General features: G+C 68.3%; 16 protein-coding genes and 1 pseudogene. 6 read left to right on the top strand and 11 right to left on the bottom strand.

The genetic code is table 11. The features are described from left to right. The first annotated feature begins 20 nt into the window (after window positions 1–20). Entirely contained in the window at window positions 21–1,361 is a 1,341-nt protein-coding gene (locus D3261_RS15900; protein ID WP_120074059.1) for a glutamate-1-semialdehyde 2,1-aminomutase, read from the top strand. 296 nt (window positions 1,362–1,657) lie between these two features. Here the strand turns inward: D3261_RS15900 and D3261_RS15895 are convergent, their stop codons facing one another. Then, window positions 1,658–3,385: an ammonium transporter gene (locus D3261_RS15895; protein WP_120074057.1), complete on the bottom strand. Its 1,728-nt coding sequence runs from the start codon at window positions 3,383–3,385 to the stop codon at window positions 1,658–1,660. A 338-nt stretch (window positions 3,386–3,723) separates the two neighbouring features. Continuing rightward, window positions 3,724–4,752 carry a porphobilinogen synthase gene (hemB, locus tag D3261_RS15890; protein WP_120074055.1) on the bottom strand — a complete coding sequence of 343 codons (1,029 nt, stop codon included), beginning with the start codon at window positions 4,750–4,752 and terminating at the stop codon, window positions 3,724–3,726. A 79-nt stretch (window positions 4,753–4,831) separates the two neighbouring features. On the opposite strand from hemB, the gene D3261_RS15885 reads away from it, so the two are divergent. Continuing rightward, a complete protein-coding gene (locus D3261_RS15885; RefSeq protein ID WP_120074054.1) occupies window positions 4,832–5,359 on the top strand; it encodes a DedA family protein in 528 nt (175 codons plus the stop codon). A gap of 18 nt (window positions 5,360–5,377) precedes the next feature. Here the strand turns inward: D3261_RS15885 and D3261_RS15880 are convergent, their stop codons facing one another. The 5 genes from D3261_RS15880 to D3261_RS15860 form a co-directional block, all read right to left on the bottom strand. Continuing rightward, on the bottom strand, window positions 5,378–7,531 hold the full coding sequence (locus tag D3261_RS15880; RefSeq protein ID WP_120074052.1) for a (Fe-S)-binding protein: 2,154 nt from the start codon (window positions 7,529–7,531) through the stop codon (window positions 5,378–5,380). Window positions 7,532–7,603: 72 nt separating this feature from the next. After that, a complete protein-coding gene (locus tag D3261_RS15875) occupies window positions 7,604–7,915 on the bottom strand; it encodes a hypothetical protein (RefSeq protein WP_120074050.1) in 312 nt (103 codons plus the stop codon). Between the two features lie 40 nt (window positions 7,916–7,955). Continuing rightward, window positions 7,956–8,663, bottom strand: a complete 708-nt coding sequence (locus D3261_RS15870; RefSeq protein WP_120074048.1) for an energy-coupling factor transporter transmembrane protein EcfT — start codon at window positions 8,661–8,663, stop codon at window positions 7,956–7,958. Further along, window positions 8,660–9,388, bottom strand: a complete 729-nt coding sequence (locus tag D3261_RS15865) for an energy-coupling factor ABC transporter ATP-binding protein (RefSeq protein WP_120074046.1) — start codon at window positions 9,386–9,388, stop codon at window positions 8,660–8,662. Before D3261_RS15865 ends, D3261_RS15870 begins: the two co-directional genes overlap by 4 nt. Continuing rightward, window positions 9,385–9,963 carry a biotin transporter BioY gene (locus D3261_RS15860; protein ID WP_120074036.1) on the bottom strand — a complete coding sequence of 193 codons (579 nt, stop codon included), beginning with the start codon at window positions 9,961–9,963 and terminating at the stop codon, window positions 9,385–9,387. The genes D3261_RS15865 and D3261_RS15860 overlap by 4 nt, the downstream gene beginning before the upstream one ends. Window positions 9,964–10,070: 107 nt before the next feature. On the opposite strand from D3261_RS15860, the gene D3261_RS15855 reads away from it, so the two are divergent. Continuing rightward, window positions 10,071–10,664, top strand: coding sequence for a helix-turn-helix domain-containing protein (locus D3261_RS15855; RefSeq protein ID WP_120074034.1), 594 nt, complete (start codon window positions 10,071–10,073; stop codon window positions 10,662–10,664). 420 nt (window positions 10,665–11,084) lie between these two features. Here D3261_RS15855 and D3261_RS15850 read toward each other — a convergent pair whose 3' ends face one another. Continuing rightward, entirely contained in the window at window positions 11,085–11,456 is a 372-nt protein-coding gene (locus tag D3261_RS15850) for a 30S ribosomal protein S8e (RefSeq protein WP_120074032.1), read from the bottom strand. An 85-nt stretch (window positions 11,457–11,541) separates the two neighbouring features. Between D3261_RS15850 and D3261_RS15845 the strand changes: the two genes are divergently transcribed. After that, complete coding sequence (locus tag D3261_RS15845; RefSeq protein WP_120074030.1) at window positions 11,542–11,991, top strand: DUF2240 family protein; 450 nt, start codon at window positions 11,542–11,544, stop codon at window positions 11,989–11,991. Between the two features lie 19 nt (window positions 11,992–12,010). Here the strand turns inward: D3261_RS15845 and D3261_RS15840 are convergent, their stop codons facing one another. After that, a complete protein-coding gene (locus tag D3261_RS15840) occupies window positions 12,011–12,661 on the bottom strand; it encodes an HAD family hydrolase (RefSeq protein WP_120074028.1) in 651 nt (216 codons plus the stop codon). A 79-nt stretch (window positions 12,662–12,740) separates the two neighbouring features. On the opposite strand from D3261_RS15840, the gene pyrF reads away from it, so the two are divergent. Further along, window positions 12,741–13,529 carry an orotidine-5'-phosphate decarboxylase gene (gene pyrF, locus D3261_RS15835; protein WP_120074026.1) on the top strand — a complete coding sequence of 263 codons (789 nt, stop codon included), beginning with the start codon at window positions 12,741–12,743 and terminating at the stop codon, window positions 13,527–13,529. Between the two features lie 2 nt (window positions 13,530–13,531). On the opposite strand, the gene D3261_RS15830 is transcribed toward pyrF, so the two are convergent. Together D3261_RS15830 and D3261_RS15825 are read right to left on the bottom strand one after the other, a co-directional pair. Then, window positions 13,532–14,095, bottom strand: a complete 564-nt coding sequence (locus tag D3261_RS15830) for a metal-dependent hydrolase (protein ID WP_120074024.1) — start codon at window positions 14,093–14,095, stop codon at window positions 13,532–13,534. A gap of 106 nt (window positions 14,096–14,201) precedes the next feature. Then, window positions 14,202–14,414 (bottom strand): hypothetical protein, encoded by a 213-nt coding sequence (locus tag D3261_RS15825; RefSeq protein ID WP_120074022.1) that lies wholly within the window; start codon window positions 14,412–14,414, stop codon window positions 14,202–14,204. 72 nt (window positions 14,415–14,486) lie between these two features. On the opposite strand from D3261_RS15825, the pseudogene D3261_RS15820 reads away from it, so the two are divergent. Next, window positions 14,487–14,694 (top strand): annotated as a pseudogene (locus D3261_RS15820) (molecular chaperone DnaJ); the annotation flags it as partial.

Raw genomic sequence — 14,694 nt, 5'->3', positions numbered from 1 at the left:
CCCCTGTCGTACTCCGGGACATGAACCGCGAGCGCTCGCGCGACCTCTACGACCGCGCCCTCCCCGTGCTGGCCGGCGGTGTGAACTCCTCGGTGCGCGCGACCCAGCCCTACCCCGCGTTCGCCGAGCGCGGCGACGGATCGCATCTGATCGACGCCGACGGCAACCGCTACATCGACTACGTGATGGGCTACGGCCCGCTTTTGTTGGGTCACGACCTCCCCGAGTCGGTCCGCGCGGCGGTCCAGTCCCACATGAGCGCGGGGCCGATGTACGGCACACCCACCGAGGTCGAGGTCGAACTCGCGGAGTTCGTCGCGCGCCACGTGCCGAGCGTCGAGATGCTCCGGTTCGTGAACTCGGGCACCGAAGCCACGGTGTCGGCGGTCCGGCTCGCGCGGGGCTACACCGGCCGTGACAAGGTCGTCGTGATGCAGGGTGGCTATCACGGGGCCCAGGAGTCGACGCTGGTCGAGGGCTCGCCGGACGCGCCGCGGCCCTCCTCACCGGGGATCCCGCAGTCCTTCGCGGCCGAGACCATCCCGGTGCCGTTCAACGACACCGAGAGCCTGGAAGCCGTCTTCGAGGCCCACGAGGGCGAGATCGCGGCGGTGCTCACCGAACCTCTGCTCGGGAACACCGCGAGCGTGCTCCCGGTCGAGGGCTATCACGACCGCCTGCGCGAGTTGTGCGACGAACACGGCGCGTTGCTGGTCTTCGACGAGGTGATGACGGGCTTCCGCGTCGGGGGCCTCCAGTGCGCTCAGGGGAAGTTCGATATCGAACCGGACCTCACGACGTTCGCGAAGATCATCGGCGGCGGCCTGCCGGCGGGTGCGATCGGCGGCCCGGCCGAGATAATCGAGTCGTTCACGCCGTCAGGGGACGTCTTCCAGTCCGGAACCTACTCGGGGCACCCGATGGCGATGGCGGCGGGGCTCGAAACCCTGCGTTACGCGGCCGAGAACGACGTCTACGACCACGTGAACCGACTGGGAGAAAAGCTCCGGTCGGGCATTACCGATATCGTCGACGAGCGCGCGCCGGGCTACACAGTGCTCGGGACCGAGAGCATGTTCAAGCTTGTCTTCACCCGCGGCGGGTCGGGGGGCGTGAGTGATTCCTGCCGGGCGGGCTGTCGGCAGGAACCCGACTGTGCACGCTTCGAGCGGTGTCCCAAGACCGGTGCGGACGTCGCAGACGCCGAGACCGACCGCTGGGACCGGCTGTTCAGACCCGCGATGCTGGACCAGGGAATCCTGCTGACCGCGAACCAGATGGAGTCCCAGTTCGTGAGCGACGCGCACACCGACGAGGACATCGAGGAGACCCTCGAAGCCTACAAGGCCTACTTCGAGTGAGCCGCCGCGCGGCGGCGGCGGTGCGGTTGTGGAACGGTCTCGGCGAGCGGTAGCGAGCCGAGACTGCGGTGGCGGGGCGGTGCGGTCCTGGCGGATGAAGGGCGAGTGAACGCCGGAGGCGTGAACGAGGGCTTCGGCGGGAGCGGTTGCTGTGCGGAGTGGTTTCGGTACGGGGCGGTTAGTGGTTGTACCGCGAGCGAGGCGAAGCCGAGCGAGCGGCCTTTTTAGTCCAGGTTTTTGGACGGGGGTTGAGCGAGCCGAAGGCGAGCGATTCCCCCGTCTAAAAAAGTGGGTGTTTAGACCGCGTCCGGTCCGTGTGTCCCGGTTCGGATCTGAGCCGCGTCCTCGACGGGGGTGACGAACACCTTGCCGTCGCCGGGTTCGCCGGTCGAAGCCCGCTCGACGATGGCGTCGACCACGTCCGAGGCGGGGATCTCGGCGACCACACACTCGATCTTGACCTTCTGGTGGAGGTCGACGGTGTACTCCTCGCCGCGCCACTGGCCCTTCGTGACCGGCTGGCTGCCCCGGCCGGAGACGTTCGTCACCGTGAGCGAGGGCGCGCCGGCCTCCGAGAGCGCGCTCTTCACTGCGTTGAGTTTCTCCGGGCGGACGACGGCGGTGATCATCTTGAGCTCCCCGCCGTTGGGTTCGGGTTCACCACCGTCGGTCCGGATCTTCTCGTCGTCGATCGAGCGGACCGTCCCGCCGTCGGCGACGGGGCCGCCCGAGTCGCCGAAGCCGAACTCGGGGTAGGTGTCGACACCGTGTTCGGAGCTATCGAGCCCGTTGCGTTCGTGCTCGGGGGTGACCCGCGCCTGGCCGGCCGCCTTGAACGCGTAGAAGACCGCCGCGGTCGCGAGGATCGTCCAGCCGCCGATGACGGTGACGCCGACGATCTGGACGATGAGCTGCGTGACGGAGAAGCCGCCCACCGCGAAGAACGGGAAGAGTACCGCGCCCATCGCGCCGGCCGAGCCGTGGACCGGGTAGACCGCACAGACGTCGTCGATCTTGAGGCGCTTCTCGACGAACGCGAAGACGATCGGGAGCTGGCCGCCCGCGAGCAGCCCGAGGATCATGGCCCCCCACCACGTCACGGCGTCCGTGACGCTGGTGATGACCACGAGGCCCGCGAGCATCCCGTTGGCGACGAAGAGGGTGTCGACCTTGTCGCTCTTGAGCAACGAGACGCCGGCGGCACCGAGCGCGCCGGTCCCCATCGCGAGCGTGGTCGTGAGCGCGACCCGGCCGACGGTGCTCGCGAACGCGCCGAGCGCGAGCGTGTCGTTCTCGGCGGTGAACACCGTCGCCGCCGTGCCGACGTTGAAGCCGTACCAGCCGAAACAGAGGATGAGGGTGCCGAGCACCGCGAACGTCATCGAGTGGCCGGGGATCACGTTCGCGCTGCCGTCGTCGTTGTAGCGGTCGATCCGGGGGCCGATGACCCACGCCGCGGTGAGGCCGGCGATGCCGCCCATGCCGTGGACGATCATGCCGCCCGCGAAGTCGTGGAAACCGACGCCCATGAAGTCGGCGAGGAAGCCGCCGCCCCAGGTGACGCCCGTCACGACGGGGTAGATGACCGCGGCGAGCAGGAAGGTGTAGGTGACGTAGGCCCGGAGCTTACACCGCCCCGCGACTGCACCCGAGACGATCGTGGCGGCGGTCATCGCGAACACCGCGCTGAACAGCCAGCCGACCCACGCGGTGGGGTCCGCGGGCGCGATGACGCTGCCGAACGCCCCGCCGATATCGACCCCGCTGCCGCTCGTCAGACCGGCCACGATCGTCGAGACGGCTGCACCGACGAGGAAGAAGGCCACGACGCCGAGCGACCACGTCAGCATGTTCTTCGTGAGCTGGTTGGCGACGTTCTTCGCTCTGACCTGACCGGCCTCCAGCATCGCGAAGCCCGCGTGCATGAAGAAGATCAGGAAGGTCACCGTCAACACCCAGACGTTGTTGACCCCGTCGGCGAGCACCCCGACGTCGAGCCCGGACTGGAGCAGCACGTCGGTCATTTCCGGATCACCTGCCCAGAGTCAGCGTAAATCGGTAGCTGTTCGTTCGGATTGACCGTCTTTTTGACCATGTTCGTGGTCCCCATCACGCGAAGACGTCTGGAAGTGATAGTATATAAATATTCCACTTGGTGGGGGAGTGTTCAAGCCACATACGGTAAACATATGTTCAATATGGGAGTATATCTATATCATATTAGGTCCCGTCCGATCGGAAACGCCCGCGCTCCGCCGGCTGAAAGTTTCGATCCGAATCCGTCGATTCGATCGGGTACTACCCTGTCGGCCTCGCGCGCGCCGACACAACGTGTCGCATGGATGGCTCGACCGGTCGGAGGTCAGAGCCGGTCGGCGATGGTCTCGGCGAAGTAGGTGAGGACCAGGTCAGCACCGGCGCGTTTGATCGACAGCAGCGATTCGAGCGCCACCGCGTCGAGGTCGAGCCAGCCCTTCTCGGCGGCGGCGTGGAGCATCGCGTACTCGCCGGAGACGTTGTAGGCCGCCACCGGGTAGTCGGTGTGGTCGCGGACCTGCCGGACCACGTCGAGATACGGCAGGGCGGGTTTGACCATCAGCACGTCCGCACCCTCCTCGACGTCGAGGTCGACCTCGCGGAGCGCCTCGCGCGCGTTCGCGGGGTCCATCTGGTAGTGCCGGCGGTCGCCGAAGGCGGGGGCCCCGTCGGCGGCGTCGCGGAAGGGCCCGTAGAACGCGCTCTCGTACTTCGCGGCGTAGGACATGATCGGGACGTCCTCGTAGCCCGCGCCGTCGAGCGCGCCTCGAATGGCACCCACCATGCCGTCGGTCGCGCTGCTCGGCGCGACCATGTCCGCCCCCGCCGCGGCGTGGCTCTCGGCGACCTTCCCCAGGAGGTCGAGGGTCGCGTCGTTGTCGACGGTGAGGTCGGGCCGCCCGTCGGTCGTCGCCATCCCGCCGTCGCTCGCGGCCCCGTCCCACCGCTCGTGCGCCTCGTCGGTGAGCACCCCGCAGTGGCCGTGTTCGGTGTACTCACAGAGACAGACGTCGGTGATGGCGAAGACGTCGGTTTCCGCCGTGATCCGCCGGAGCGCGCGCTGGACCACGCCGTCGTCGGCCCAGGCCCGCGTGCCGCGTTCGTCCTTCGATTCGGGGATCCCGAAGAGCATCACGCTCTCGACGCCGGTCGCCTCGACCTCGGCGACGCGGTCGGCGGCCTGGCTCACGGGGACGCGCTCGTGACCCGGCATCGACTCTATTGGGACCCGCTCGTCGGTCGTGGCGTCGACGAACACCGGCGCGATGAGGTCGGTCGGCCGAAGGTCGGTTTCGCGAACGAGGCCGCGGAGCCCGTCGCGGCGGAGCCGGCGCGGGCGGTGAGGACCGGACATGGTCTGTGGAGGGCCCCGGAGCCCAAAACCCCCGCGGCGTGACGGAAACGATTTAGGAGCCACCGAAGTAGCTCCGACGATGATCGCGCCGGTCCTCCAGATAGCCGAGATGCCGCAACTCCTGCGGGATCTCCTCGATTCGGAGTTCGCGTTCCTCGCGCTGCTCTGCGTGTTCGTGCTCGAAGGCGCGATGTTGATGTACTTCATGCCGAGCGAGGCGATCGTGCCGATCTCGATCGGGCTCCTGGGGGGAACCATCCCCGAGATCGCCGCCATCATCGGGGTCGCCGTCCTCGGGGCGACGATCGGGCAGACCGCGTTGTTCACGCTCGCGAAGCGCGGCGGCCGGGAGTGGCTCCTCCAGAAGCGGTGGTTCCGGGTGAGCGACGAGCGTCTCGCGACCTTCGACGGCTGGTTCGACCGCTGGGGCCCGCTCGTCGTCCCGGTGAGCAACTCACTGCTGTTCACCCGCGGGATGCTCACCGTCCCCGCGGGCTTCGCCGAGATGCGAACCCGGGAGTTCGTGGTGCTCTCGGCGATCGGCACCCTCGTCTTCGAGACCGCGCTCGCGGCGCTCTCGCTCGGCGTCATCGAGTGGCTGCTCTGAATCCGTTCTCGGGCCGAATCAGTCGTCCGCGGTCGCCGTTCCCGCGGCCGTGGTCGAATCCGTGGCCCGCCCACCCGACTCGATAGCCTCGGCGAGGAGTTCGGAGAGTCCGACGATTTCGATCCGGTCTTCGAAGTTCCCGGTCTTGCGTCCATCCTCGTACATCGTCATGCACATCGGGCAGGCGACCACGAACTTCTCGATTCCCGCCCCCGCATCCGTGTCCTCCAGGGCTTCCCGGAGGCGCTCCTCGCTGGGTTTGGGCTCCTCGTCGAAGTCCATCCAGAGACCGCCGCCACCCCCGCCACAGCAGAACGAGTTCGCCCGATTCCTGGGCATCTCGTCGAGCGTACAGCCCGTCCGCTGGATCAAGTCCCTGGGAGCTTCGAACTCGTCGTTCATTCGGCCGAGGTGGCACGGGTCGTGGTAGGTGACGGTGTAGTCGAGTTCGGTCCCCGCGAGGTCGATCTTTCCCGACTGTGCGAGTTCCTGAACGACTTGGGTGTAGTGGTGGACGTCGATCTCGCCATCCGAATTCCACTCGACGCCGTCGAGTTCCGGGTACTCGTTTTCGAACGTGTTGTAGCTGTGGGGGTCGGTACAGACCAGTTTCTCGAACTCACACTCCTCGAACGCGGCGGCGTTGTCCTCGGCAAGCATTTCGTACAGTCCCTCTTCACCGACGCGCCGGACGTCGTTGCCGTCGTTCTGTTCGTCCTCGTAGAGGATCCCGTAGGAAACCCCGGAATGTTCGAGGATGGTCGCGAGCGAGCGCGCTACCCGCCGGTTGCGCTCGTCGTAGGAGGGATAGTCGCCGACGTACCAGAGGTACTCGACAGGGCCATCGCGGGCGTCGGGCACCTCGAAGTCCAGTTTCTCGACCCAGTCGGGGCGTTTGCGTTCCGGGTCCCCGAACGAGTTGCCCTGCTGGAAGACGTCCATCATGGTCTCCTGCACATTGTCGTCCATCTCGCCCATCTCGGTCAGCCGGCGGTTCATCTCCGTGAACTGCGGGACGTGTTCGATGTCCACCGGACAGGCGTCCATACAGGCCATACACGACATACACGACTCCATCGTCCGGGAGTCGATCACGCTCGTGCCGCCGTCGGCCACGATGTCCTTCGTCTCGCCGCCCGCGTCCACGGACTCCCGGTAGTTCTTCAGGTCGAGGATCACGTTCCGGGGATCGAGCGGGCGGCCCGACGCCTTCGCGGGGCAGACCGACGAACACCGGCCGCACTTGGTGCAGGCGTCGTGGTCGAGGCGCTGTCGCCAGGACATGTCCTCCACTTCGGTGAAGCCGATCTCGTCGGGTGCGGCGTCAGCGGGCACCCCCGGAAGGCGAACCCCGGCCTTCTCGTCGCGGGTCACGACGTTCGCGAAGCTCGAGATCATGTGGAACGGTTTGGCGTAGGGGACCCACGCGACGAACCCGAGCGCGAGGAGCGAGTGCGACCACCACGCCGCCGGATAGAGAGTCGTCGCGAGGCTCTCGGAGACGCCGGCGGCGCGGAGGGCGTCCGCGACGAACCATCCCACAAAACTCACCGTCTCGAAGCTCGGGAAGCCGGTCGCGAGAATCCGCAACCCTTCGAGGAGGTAGCCACCCACGCCGAGGAAGAAGAGCACCCAGACGAACGTCCCGTCTTCGAGGCTGGTGTGACGGCTCCAGAGGCGGTCGGTGCGGACGACGTGCCGACGATAGATCGCCATGCCGAGTCCCACTATGAACAGGAAGCCGAGCGCGTCCATTATCAGGGAGTACGAGAGGTAGAAATCGCCGACGAAGAAGGACTGCTCCTCGCCGAGCAGCCCGGTCACGAGCCGGTAGCCGTCCATGTCGATCCCGAGGATGGTGGTGCCGATCAGGAGGGTGAGAAACCCCCACATGATGAAGGTGTGCATCAGCCCGCCGTAGAGGTCGCGGTCGAACTGGTTGCGGTTCGACAAAACTGTGCTCGCGGCGCTCACCACCCGACCCGGGAGGTCGTCGAGTCGCGCGAAGGCGTCGTCGGGCCCCTGTGCATAGCGCGCGAACCGGTCGTAGACCCCGTAGAGGAAGAGCACGACCGCGAGCGCCGCGAGGAAGTAGAACACCGCCTTCCCCACCGGGCCCACCAGCCAGAACGTCTCCCGGGTGACGGTTCCGGCCTGGAGTGGATGTATCATTTACTACTGTTAGCGTATCGACCGCCGGGGTTAAATCTTGGCAACAGCGGGGGGACGGCTCCCCTGGAGCCGTCACGCGGCGCGGTAGTACGCGACCGCGTCGCCGTCCTCCTGGCGCACGCGTTTCTCCGCCACGTCGCGCGAGACGAGGGTTTCGAGCGCCATCTCGACGAGGACCTCCGAGCGCTGTTTCGAGACCTGCCAGTCGAGGGCTTCGAGCAGCGTGGCGAGGGGTTCGAACCCCTCGGACTCCGGGCCGGCGTCGCGAAAGAAGTCGTCGACGCAGTAGGCGCGGGTTTCGTCGTCGGTGAGGACGTCCCGGACCTGCGTGATGACGTCGCTGGTCGGGTCGGCAACCTCCCAGTCAGCTGCGTCGAGCACCATGCGCGGGCTTCGGGGTCGACGGGCATATATCCAGTGGGCGTCAGAGCGCCGCCCACACGAGCAAACCACCCGCGATAAGGAGCGCGGGACCGTCGAGCCAGGAGAGTTGGAGGGCCGGAAGCGTCGGGTTCCACGCGAAACACCGGGCACGAAGGGCGAGTCCCAGTCGGTCCGCCCGGCCGAACGCCCGCCCGACGCCCGCGGCGGCGACTATCCGCATCCGCTCGACCAGCGAGCGTTCGGTGCCGAGACGCGCCCGCATCGCCGTTCGCGCGCCCTTGAGGTCGGCCACCAACACCGGCAAGAACCGGAAGACCAGCGCCACGCCGACCCCGAGCAGCCGACCCGTCCGGCCCGGGATCGTCCGCTGGATCGCGGCGCGCGAGTCCCGGACCGGCGTCGTCCGGACGTAGGCCGTGCTCACCACCAGGACGAGCAGGACCCGGTAGCTCGCCAGTGCCGGGCCGCCGGCCTCGGCGAGCGCGACCCACGGCGGCCCGAGCGTGAGCGCCGCGACGGCCGGCCCGGCGACGAGAAAGGGGAGCGCGTATCGCACCTCGGCCACGGCTTCGACCGGCGAGGTGGCCGCTGCGAGGAGGGCGACGGCCGTGATGCCGGTCGCGACGGCGAGCCCGCGCGGGGTGGTGTGGGCGAACGCCGCGACCGCGAACCCGACCTGAACGGCGAGCTTCGTCCGCGGATCGAGCCGATGCGCCACCGAGTCGCCGGGTTCGTACGCCAGCGTCACGGGTCCGCACCGCGGGCCGGAACCCGTACGCCGAGCCCCGCCAGTCGGTCGCGGACGTTCTCGGGTGCGGCGTCGAGCGCGACCTGGCCATCGCGCAGCACCACCACCCGGTCGGCGAGCGCGAGGAGGTCGCGGAGGTCGTGTGTCACGACCACGATGCTCGTCCCGTCGGCCGATAGCGCGGCCAGCCTGTCGAGAACCGACGCCCGCGCGGGCTCGTCGAGCCCCGCGAACGGTTCGTCGAGCACCAGATGGTCGGGATCCATCGCGAGCGCGCCCGCGATGGCGACCCGGGCCTGCTCGCCACCCGAGAGCCGGTCGATCCGGTCGTCCTCGCGCCCCGCCAGCCGCACCGCCGAGAGCGCCCGCTCGACCCGCCGGTCGATCGTCTCCCGCGGGAGCCCGAGGTTCTCCGGCCCGAACGCGACGTCCGCGCCGACCGTCGCAGCGACGAAACCGTCCTTCGGGTCCTGAAACGTCATCGCCACCGTGCTCCGAGCGGCCACGAGGTCCTCGGCCACCGGTACTCCGTTGACCGCGACGGACCCCGAATCGGGCGTGAGCAGCCCGTTGAACAACCGCACCAGGCTCGTCTTTCCCGAGCCGTTGGGGCCCGCGAGCACCACGAACTCGCCGTCGTCGATGGTGAGCGAGACGCCGTCGACCGCCGGTCGATCGTCCTCGTCGCTCCCGTAGCGATAGACGAGATCGCGGGTCTCGATCATTCGGTCACGAGCGCGTCGCTCCGGACGATCCCGACCGCGGCAGCCGCCTTCAGCGCCTCGGCCGGCAGGAACGCCGCCGCGCCGGTCAGGAACGCCTCGACGGGCCCGAGCTGCTGGGTCGCCATCAGTCCGAGGGTCCCACAGGTGTAGATCACGACGATGCCGGCGACGAGCGCGACGACGAGCCGAACGAGCCCCACTCGACCGGGGTCGACCGCCGACCGCCCGTAGGCGAGGCCGCCGATGACTGCCGCGCCGAGGGGATACGACCAGAGGTAGCCCGCGGTCGGGCCGAGGAGGACCCCGAATCCCGCGGTCCCGAGCGCGAACACCGGCGCGCCGAGCGCGCCCGCGAGGAGGTAGAGCCCACAGGCCGCCGCCCCCCAAACCGGGCCACAGAACAGGCCCGCGAGGAACACCCCGAGGACCTGCAGGGTCACGGGCGCGGGCGAGAGAGGGTACGGGAACGCCACGTAGGCGAAAGCCCCCAGCAATGCCGCGAACAGCGCCGCCCGCGCGAGGTTGGCCGCGGTCTCGTCGCCGACGAGTTCGGTGTCGGTGGTTCGCGTACTCACGATAGCGACCCTTCGTCAACCCCTCTAATAAGTCTGGTTGACGAACTCGGGTTCGGGTCGCCGGTGGGTTTTTATTCGCCGGTGTCAGACGCTTCGTTCGCGTGGCAATGGACGAAAAAACCGAGGAGCTCCGGGACATCTTCATGGAGGTCACCGACGCGTCGAGCGTCACCGAGCCTCAGGAGGACGAGCGGGGGGCGATCGCACCCGAGGGCTCGCCAGACGAGCGCACCGCCGAGGTGGTCGCGGCGATGGACGAGCGCTACGAGTTCACGACCGACCTCGACCGCGAGGGGCTCGTCGCCATCGTCCGCGGGTTCTACGAGGACGATGGCGACGCCGAACTCGCCGACGCGGTCGACGAATCGCGCCACACCGTCTTCCAGGCCCGGATGGACCTCCACCTCTTTCGGGACGACGACGTCGAAGCGCCGTTCGACCTCGACACCCTCCGCGAGCGGCTCGAAGACGGGACCGACGTCGCGGCGGTCGCCGAGGAGTTCGACGTCGCGGAATCGACGGTCCGGCGCTACGGTCGGGTGCTCGAAACCTGGGCCGAGCGCCGCGCGGTCGGCGACCGCTTCCGGGAGGCCTTCGACGAGATCTACCTCGACGCCGACCTCGAAGACCACACGACCGAGGCCACCCGCGACGGCCTCGACGAGGCCACCGAGGGGATGGAGAACAACCTCTCGTTCTGAGCACCCACTTTTTGGGGCGGGGGTTGAGCGCGAGCGAAGCGAGCGCGATTCCCCCGCCCCAAAACCTGTCTTGCTGAGCATCGCGAAGCAAGGCTCGGAAGACGCTTCGCGTCTTCCGGCGGACTAAAAACTGCCGCTCGTTCGGCTCCGCCTCACTCGCGGTACAACCACTAACCAACTCCGCACAGCACCGCGACCACCTCCGCAAACCGCACAGCACCGCAACCGCCGAAGCCCTCGACTGCTCGCTTTGCTCGCAGTCTCGCCCTTCATCCACCAGGAGAGCACAGCTCTCCTGAGCCTCGGCTCGCTGACGCTCGCCGAGACGTCAGGACCGCACCACAACCACCCAGCGGCCGCACCCGCACGGCGGCCGCACCGCCCCGCAGCCGCCGGGCCGCAAAATTCGGTTTCGGTCGGTTACTCTTCGAGGACGGCGTTGACCTGCCCGTCCTGGCCGGGGCGGGAGGTCACGCGGGCCGCGCCCTCGCCGGTCTCGACCAGCGCGCCCTTCGTGACGATGTTCCGTCGGACGTAGTTCGGGTTCGCGGGGTTCTCGACCACGTTCTCGATGGTCGTGCTTCGGGTCTCGCCGTCGACGGCGACGGTGGCGCGGTCGGTCGCGATCGCCCGGACCTTCGTCGTGTTACCACGCGAGGTGACGGTCTTGAGCTTCGGCTCGCCGACGCGGGTCTCGGTGCCCTCGCTGCCGAGCTGGTGCTTGCGTTTGCCGTGCGTCGGTCGTCGTCGCCCGCCCGTCCGCTTCTTCGTCGAGCGTCCTTGGTCTTTCATACCTCCCACACGACGAGCGCGCTATTTGAATCGCTCGATGCGGGTCTACCGGAGCCTTTAGGCCGCTCGACCGTGGCCCTCCCGTGTGAGTCTCCGGAGCGCCGTCGCCGCACCGTTTCTGGGTCGCGGGGAGATGGAACTCGCCGAGAGCGAGTTCGTGGTGGCGCTCTCGCTCGACCGGGACTGGTTCTCGCCCGACCAGGCCAAACGCCTCGCGGACGTCGCGGTCGGCGAGGGCCTCCTCGAACGCACCGACGCCGGCCTCGAACCCGGTTTCGACCCGGACGAGGTGACGATCCCCGACGGGTTCGTCCCGAGCGAGGACCTCCTCCGACAGCGCTCGACGTTCGAGCGCGTGCTCGACAGCGTTGTGGCCGACGGCACCGAAAAACGAACCGCCGTCGCCGAGATAAACCGACTCCAGGGCTCGCTCGGGCTCACCATCGAGGCCGCCGCGGTGGTCTACGCCCGCCGCCGCGGGGTCGACGTGGGCGAGGTAGCCGAGCGCGCGCTCGGCGAACTCCGCGAGGACTGAGGAGTGGGGAAGGGGGGAGCTACAGTCCCTCGATGAGTCCGGGGAGGTCGTCGGCGAGCGCGTCGCGTTCGATGCTGGCGTCGGCCTCGGGGACGGCGTCGCTCCCGTCGAGGATCTGGATGGTGTAGAGCCCCGCGGCGTTGGCACCCCTGATGTCGGCCTCGGGATGGTCGCCGACGTACACCGTCTCGTCGGGCGCGCTCGACAGCCTGTCGAGGATGGCCGCGAAGGCGCGGTCGTCGGGTTTGCCCGCGGCGAGCGAGCCCGTTATCACCACCGAATCGAACAGGTCGGCCCACCCGAGCGCGTCGAGTTTGGCCTGCTGGGCGCGGACCGGGCCGTCGGTGAGGAGCCCGACGCGATAGGTCCCCTTGAGGTCGGTGACGAGGGCTTCGGCCCCCGCGACCGGCACGAGCGCCTCCTCGATCGTGTCGCGATAGGCGTCGGCGAGCGCCGCCGCCGACACAGTACTGTCCTCGCCGAGGAGGTCGGCGAAGATCGCCTCGCGCGTCTCGTTGGTGAGGTGCCGACGATGGGCGTCGAGGTAGGCCTCGCGCGAGAACCGGGGCGCACCGACCGCTTCGGTGGCGTCGTCGAGGAGCGTCTGGCGGTCGCGGTCGGGAACCGCGAGGGTGTAATCGAGGTCGAACGCGACCGCCGTGACTGGCATACGCACAGGATGGAGCCGGGGGGTATCAGTGTGGCGGACGAGCCGAAAACGGTAGGCCGGCGGGTTCCGAGTACCGACCATGTTCTTCGAGCGACTCGCCGCACGCATCGAGACCGCCGACAGCGTGCTCTCGGTGGGTCTCGACCCCGACCCAGACCGGCTGCCCGACCACCTCGCCGACCACGACCTCCCGCGGTGGGCCTGGGCCCGCCGGATCATCGACGCGACCCACGAGCACGCCGCGTGCTACAAGCCGAACGCCGCCTTCTACGAGGACCCGGATGGCTGGCGCGCGCTCCGCGAACTCGTCGCCTACGCCCACGGCAAGGATGTACCCGTTCTCCTCGACGCCAAACGCGCCGACATCGGCAACACCGCCCGCCAATATGCCCAAATACTCGACACCGTGGACGCCATCACCGTCAACCCCTACCTCGGCCGGGATTCGCTCGACCCGTTCCTCTCGCAGACAGACGCCGGCGTGTTCGTGCTGTGTCGGACCTCGAACCCAGGCGGGAGTGACCTCCAGGACCTCGAACTCGCCAGTGACGAACGACTCTACGAGCGCGTCGCACGGCTCGCTAGTGGCTGGAACGAGTACGACAACGTGGGACTGGTAGTCGGAGCCACGACACCGGAGGAACTCGAACGCGTGCGTGAGATCGCGCCCGACCTGCCGTTCCTGGTCCCCGGCGTGGGCGCGCAGGGTGGGGATAGCGAGGCCGCCGTCGAGTACGGGCTCGCGAGCGGTGTCGGGCTGGTGAACTCCTCGCGGGGGATCACCTTCGCGGGCGAGGGCGAGCAGTTCGCGGGGGCGGCCGGCGAGGCGGCCAAGCGACTCAAGCGCCGGCTCAACGAGTTCCGATAGTCCTACCCCTGCGTCGCCGAGCCCATCGGGGCACCGCGCTGGGTTCGCCAGGCGAAGAAGACGGCGTTGGCCAGCAACCCGAGGACGAACAGCCCGACCGTGGCCCAGATCGAGTCGTAGTAGAGCACGTCGACGTACGCGATCGGCCCCTGGACCACCGGCCAGAGCGGCTCGATCCGGGTCGAGATGTCGGGAGCCGAGAGGATGTCCGCGAACAGGTGGGAGGTCAGCGCGGCCCCGACGGCGATCACACCCATCCAGGTGGCGCGCTGGCTCGCTTTCTTCGAGAACCAGCTCGTCCCGCCGAAGACGCGCTTGAGCAGCCAGCCGAGGATCGGACCGAGAATCGCGGTCATGACGACGACGGCGAGGAGGGTGTGAACCACGCCGTGGTGGTGGATCTCGTTCGGGAACCATTCCGAGAGGTAGGTGTCGACGTCCGGGACTGGACCGAACCAGAAGCCGGCGGCGATGAACAGAGCTGCCGTACGCTTCTCATCGATGAACAGCCACGCCGGGGCGAGGAAGATCAGCGCCATCCCGAGATGGCCGAGGGTTTCCGTCATACGTACCCCCAGCGGAGATAAAGTAAAAGGCTGCTGCCTGCGAAACCAGCGAAACGCCGGGCCGTCGTTCGCGGACGGGCGAACCGATGGTCGACCCGGTCGGGAGTCAGAACTGCACGTTGTCGCCGACGTCGTCCCGACCGGTTCCGTCGGGATCGCTGGGGCCGCCGGGACCCCCCGAGCCCGCGCTGTCCCCACAGTCGAGACAGAGCCCGAACGCGTCGTCGTAGTGTTGCGCGCAGACGCCGCGGCCGCAGCGGTCGCAGGTGCGCTCGGCTTCGCGGCTCTCGCACACTGCACACAGGGAAGCGACGCTCATGGTTCGATTTAGGGGTCGAACGTCTTGAATCTGTGGCGAGAGGTTTAGGCCGTTCGGCACCCAAGGCCGGCCGTGAGCGCACCGCGGCTCCTGGTCGGTCTCGTGTCGGTCTTCGCGGGACTCACCGTCGTCCTGGCGATCCTCGGCTTCGTCTACAGTCCCGTGGTGCTCGTCATCGCAGTCCCGTTCGGGGTTGTGACCTACGTCCTCTGGTACCACGTCAGCGGCCGGCTCGGGGAACGCGTCTACCGGCAGACCCGGACCGCGGGTGGGTTTCGGG

The organism is Halococcus sp. IIIV-5B (assembly GCF_003602035.1).
Taxonomy (GTDB): domain Archaea; phylum Halobacteriota; class Halobacteria; order Halobacteriales; family Halococcaceae; genus Halococcus; species Halococcus salsus.
This window is presented reverse-complemented; position numbering and strand designations above follow the sequence as displayed.

Coding starts and splice junctions, on each gene's coding strand:
- D3261_RS15900 (WP_120074059.1), top strand. CDS start 21: ATGAACCGCGAGCGCTCGCGCGACCTCTACGACCGCGCCCTCCCCGTG.
- D3261_RS15895 (WP_120074057.1), bottom strand. CDS start 3,385: ATGACCGACGTGCTGCTCCAGTCCGGGCTCGACGTCGGGGTGCTCGCC.
- hemB (WP_120074055.1), bottom strand. CDS start 4,752: ATGTCCGGTCCTCACCGCCCGCGCCGGCTCCGCCGCGACGGGCTCCGC.
- D3261_RS15885 (WP_120074054.1), top strand. CDS start 4,832: ATGATCGCGCCGGTCCTCCAGATAGCCGAGATGCCGCAACTCCTGCGG.
- D3261_RS15880 (WP_120074052.1), bottom strand. CDS start 7,531: ATGATACATCCACTCCAGGCCGGAACCGTCACCCGGGAGACGTTCTGG.
- D3261_RS15875 (WP_120074050.1), bottom strand. CDS start 7,915: ATGGTGCTCGACGCAGCTGACTGGGAGGTTGCCGACCCGACCAGCGAC.
- D3261_RS15865 (WP_120074046.1), bottom strand. CDS start 9,388: ATGATCGAGACCCGCGATCTCGTCTATCGCTACGGGAGCGACGAGGAC.
- D3261_RS15855 (WP_120074034.1), top strand. CDS start 10,071: ATGGACGAAAAAACCGAGGAGCTCCGGGACATCTTCATGGAGGTCACC.
- D3261_RS15850 (WP_120074032.1), bottom strand. CDS start 11,456: ATGAAAGACCAAGGACGCTCGACGAAGAAGCGGACGGGCGGGCGACGA.
- D3261_RS15840 (WP_120074028.1), bottom strand. CDS start 12,661: ATGCCAGTCACGGCGGTCGCGTTCGACCTCGATTACACCCTCGCGGTT.
- pyrF (WP_120074026.1), top strand. CDS start 12,741: ATGTTCTTCGAGCGACTCGCCGCACGCATCGAGACCGCCGACAGCGTG.
- D3261_RS15830 (WP_120074024.1), bottom strand. CDS start 14,095: ATGACGGAAACCCTCGGCCATCTCGGGATGGCGCTGATCTTCCTCGCC.
- D3261_RS15825 (WP_120074022.1), bottom strand. CDS start 14,414: ATGAGCGTCGCTTCCCTGTGTGCAGTGTGCGAGAGCCGCGAAGCCGAG.